Below are 4,470 nucleotides of genomic sequence, written 5' to 3'. Positions count from 1 at the left end.
CCGAATTCCGCAGTAACGATTATGCTGGCAAGTGACCTCGGCACTTTTCGCAGCAAAACTCAGCATTTTTCACTTGCAAAAAACAAGTTTGAGGAGTGCGGGGATCCGATTTTGCGATGACGGCACAAAGTAGGTATACAATAGGGAGAACCACAATGAAGAAAATATTAAGTAAAACAAGCACATCAAGAGTATATGTCATCCTACTTATCGCAATCATTGTTACTGTAGCGTTTTGGGATGAACTTGGGAGTTTGGTAAGGAAAGGGAATTATGATAGTACGGATAATATGGTAGAATCCATAATGGCCAAATCAGCGACTCCAGGGGTAGCTATTATAGTATCAGAGCGGGGCAAGACAGAATATAAAAATTACGGATATGCAGATGTTAATAATCTTAAGAGGGTAACCGAAGAGTCATTATTTGAGCTGGGATCGACTACAAAGGCATTTACGGCTTTGGCCTTAATTTTATTAGAAAATGAGGGCTACTTATCTCTTTCAGATTCTATTACAGATTATATTCCATCGTTTGAGCCAACCATTAAGGGTGAGAAAGTTAATATTACGATTCATCAGTTGTTAGCTCATACAAGTGGAATTCCACCGTGGAGTATTCGGTTAATTCCTGAAGGTACCACGGAAGATATGCTTGAAAAAACGATACATAATGTGTCAGACATTGCATTAGATACGTATCCTGGTACAGCATATAATTATGCTACAGTTAATTATGATATTTTAGCGATGATTATTGAAAAAGTTACAGGCAGACGTTATCAAGATTACATGACTGAAAACATACTGGTTCCTTTAGGAATGGCTGATAGTTATTTTTCAACAGGTCTGGAAAAGGAATCTGATAAACTTACCAAAGGATATCGTGTATTTTTTGGAAGAAGCTTAGAATATGATGCCCCTAGATATTATGGGAATATCGCTGCAGGATATTTGGTAACGAATTCAAAAGATTTAAAACGCTGGATTCATGCCCAAATGGGGATAGGCGATATGCCAGATCATTTATTGAAAGCGATCGAACAATCACATCAAGTCGACAACATTACAGCGGGATACGAAGGTGAAAATCAATACTATTCATTCGGATGGAGTATTGATACAAAAAATAGAGTAGTTAGTCATAATGGATCTAATCCTAATTACTCTTCACAGGTTCTTATTAATTTAGAAAAACAGCAAGCCATTTTTGTTCTGGCTAATTTAAATTCAACTTCACCATCGCTAATTGCTAATAATATTTATGAGAATATGAATGGGAATCATATGAATCAATTTAATTATGATGACGTGTATCTATTAATTGATTTAGTATTTTCATTATTAGTAATAATAGCCGTGATGATCTTATGTGTTCAAGCAATTAAACTCGTTAGAGGAATAAAAATAAATATTAAAGATGAAAAGACAAGGTTCAGAAAAATGACAGAAAGTAGTATCGCACTAATCTCAAGCATTATACTTTTGGTATTGATAATGATCTGGCCTTATCTATTAGGCATTGATTATTCTATGATAAAGGTGTGGATGTCGTATTCAATATTTATTTGGATGGGGATTTCTACTATCAATTGTATTTTATCGATAATAATTAATATTAAAAAAATTGGAATAATAAGAAGCAGTTTATAAAATTAGAGCTGAGAGAAGAATTAGTATATTTCCAAGAGAGCGCTGACATCCGATAACACAGCATTTCTGCAGTGGACATTCGCTCTTTAATTTAGATGAGCATAAACAAAAAACATTACAATTCCCGAAAGTGGTGATATATTGAATAGTCTATCAAGTGCAATTTATGATTACTTGGAGAACAAATCCCAGAAGGAAGAATTTAGTGGTTCTGTCTTGGTAACTAAGAACAACGAAAAGTTATTCAGCGCGGGAGTGGGATTAGCAAATAGAAAGCATTTAATTAAATGCACCCCCGAAACAAAATTCCGAATTGGTTCAATAACAAAGCAGTTTACCTCAATGGCTATAATGATGCTGCTAGAGCAAGGGTTTCTGAACGAGAGTGATAAATTAGTCAAGTTTTTCCCGAACTATATCTTTGGTGAAAATATTACGATTCATCATCTGTTAACCCACACATCAGGAATACCCAATATTACCCAACTTTAAGATTTCAAAAAATTAATGACGGAATTTACCCCGCTAGATCTAAGCACAGAGTTAATAATGAAGCTTCCATTAGATTTTCAGCCGGGCTCTCAATTTAGGTACTCAAATTCGGGCTATTTATTATTAGCTCAATTGATCTGGGTTGTAACAGGACAGACTTACGTAGAATTTCTGACGAAGAATATATTTTGCCCCTTATTAATGAACAGTACAGGACCGGATAATTATAGGGAGATCATCTCACAAAGAGCATCCGGATACGAGTTGGATAATACTAGGGGATTTGTTAATTCCGCCTTAATTGATATGTCTATTGCAACTGGTGGGGGTGACCTTCTGTCTACCACAGAAGACTTATATATATGGGATCGTGCCTTATCTTCTAACAAGTTAGTTACAAGTGAAGGAATGCAGCGACTATTCACCGATTATGGATGTGGTTACGGGTATGGTTGGTTTATAAAAGATGAACTGATTCATAACAAACGCAGTAAGAGTGTCTTCCACGGAGGTGGAATTGTAGGGTTTAAAAACAAAATAACAAGATACCTTGATGATCAAGTTTGTATTATTGTTTTAAATAATCTTTCGACCACGGACGTAGACGACATTTCTAACAACATTACTAACCTAATTCACACTGCGATCAGCACTTCGTCCGACTCTTGGTCGCCAGAGGAATTTCAGAGAAGTGAATTCAGGTGACAACCCTGCGAACTCTACCACGTCGTGGCCGGCAGCTTAAGCTGCCTTAATCCTCTCGGATTCGTAAATTCAGAAACGTTATCTGAAAACCCTAAAAACATAACAAAGAATAATAGATAACTAAATAAGTAAGTAAGAGAGGTGCTTTATGGAAAAGAGCTTTATGGGAAGGATACATCCACACTATTATTTAGGGGCGTTGAGTGGTTTAATTATAGGTTATGTAATATCGAAGATTTATCAAGTCTGGGCAATTGTATATCGTGAGAGTCGATTTGACCCTAACATGTCAGATTCTTGGAATACTAATTCGCCGCCAATATGGGTTACGGCAACCGAAAATCCAAACTCGTTTTCTTTTTGGGTTGTTTTAATTTACATTATAATCGGCATTATCTTCGTAAGATTATTACAAATTAAAATAAATAAAGAGACTGGAGAATAAACAAACATTTTATATGTTATTCGGGGGAGTAGGGATTTTGGATAACAACCTATTCACGCTTTGTAATTATCGCCCGCTTGGCCGCCTGAAAGTTTTCGAGGAAGTGAAAGCAGGCGGACAACCCTGTACTGCCTAACCGCATCGCGGCCGTTTCCTTCGGTCACTTAAGGCATTGCGGAATTGTGAATGCCTGAACGTTATGAAAAATCATTGCAAAGACTAGAATAAACACATAAAATTCATAGACATAACGTTATAAGGGGGTAAAACAATGGATGATTTCACTAAGAAAAGAGTAATGAAGATCATGGACAACTATACTAAGAATAAAATCCTAAAAGATTTACAAAATCAATTGAAACTTAATTACAAGATACGGGGAAATAACATCACATTAATAGAAGAAAGACCGGCATTTATGAGTAATCAGTGGGTTCAATTAGACATTGCTCAATTTAGATTAGATCAAGGAAAATGGAAGATTTATTGGAGAGATAGTAAGAAAAAGTGGCATTTCATAGACGATATTCAACCAGATGAAGATTTTGAAAAACAATTAAATATTGTAGATAATGATAATAGAGGTATGTTTTGGGGATGATCGATGAAGGCAATGACTATCCATAACATAGCACCTACGCTGCGGGCCGTTCGGCCCTTGGTTTGCAAGATGTTATTCGACGAAGTAGTTTCAGCAGACAACCCTGCGAGGTTAAGTCCGCTGGACCCGGCACCTTTGCGCCTTAAGCCTCTCGGGTTGTGAACACCAAACGTTAGCTGAAATTCGGTTGAAACGTTTAGAAAGGGATGATTCAATGAATAAAATGGTATTCGTCGAAGGAATTCCTGGGTCCGGAAAATCAACTTATGCACGATTTTTAGCAAATCAATTTGAAAGGAATGACTACACCTGCAGTTTGTTTTTGGAGACGACTTATAATCATCCAATTATTCAAACTGAAACTTTTGATGACTATAGGATCTTTATGGAAAGGTATATGGAAAGGTGGAATAAGTTTCTCCTGGCTGAATATGAAAGCGATATTATTGTGATGGAATCTGCGTTATTTCAAAGTCCGATTGTTAATTTGAGCATTTTGCATTAATCGGAGCCCTTGATACAAAAGGATTTCCAGACATAAAAAAGGGACTTCACCCCAACTTGGCGAAGTTTTT

Annotated in this window: 4 protein-coding genes and 1 pseudogene; 4 read left to right on the top strand and 1 reads right to left on the bottom strand. The window is 36.3% G+C overall.

Annotated elements, in window-relative coordinates; translation table 11 throughout:
* Positions 1-19: 19 nt before the first annotated feature.
* Entirely contained in the window at positions 20-202 is a 183-nt protein-coding gene (locus tag HII30_RS22035; protein WP_425496014.1) for a hypothetical protein, read from the bottom strand.
* Here HII30_RS22035 and HII30_RS21175 point away from each other — a divergent pair.
* The 4 genes and pseudogenes from HII30_RS21175 (at position 156) to HII30_RS21155 (ending at position 3,895) form a co-directional block, all read left to right on the top strand.
* Positions 156-1,652: a serine hydrolase domain-containing protein gene (locus HII30_RS21175; protein ID WP_169507036.1), complete on the top strand. Its 1,497-nt coding sequence runs from the start codon at positions 156-158 to the stop codon at positions 1,650-1,652. The genes HII30_RS22035 and HII30_RS21175 overlap by 47 nt on opposite strands.
* 141 nt (positions 1,653-1,793) lie before the next feature.
* Positions 1,794-2,849 (top strand): annotated as a pseudogene (locus HII30_RS21165) (serine hydrolase domain-containing protein).
* 148 nt (positions 2,850-2,997) lie between these two features.
* The gene (locus HII30_RS21160; RefSeq protein WP_169507033.1) at positions 2,998-3,294 is read left to right on the top strand and encodes a hypothetical protein; all 297 of its coding nucleotides are present in this window, start codon (positions 2,998-3,000) and stop codon (positions 3,292-3,294) included.
* A gap of 271 nt (positions 3,295-3,565) precedes the next feature.
* Complete coding sequence (locus HII30_RS21155) at positions 3,566-3,895, top strand: DUF3024 domain-containing protein (RefSeq protein ID WP_169507032.1); 330 nt, start codon at positions 3,566-3,568, stop codon at positions 3,893-3,895.
* Positions 3,896-4,470 lie beyond the last annotated feature (575 nt).

Origin of the sequence: Paenibacillus lemnae (assembly GCF_012933385.1) — a bacterium.
GTDB classification, from domain to species: Bacteria; Bacillota; Bacilli; order Paenibacillales; family Paenibacillaceae; genus Paenibacillus_AQ; species Paenibacillus_AQ lemnae.
Note: the sequence above shows the minus strand (reverse complement) of the source record. Positions and strands in the feature narration are given on the sequence as shown.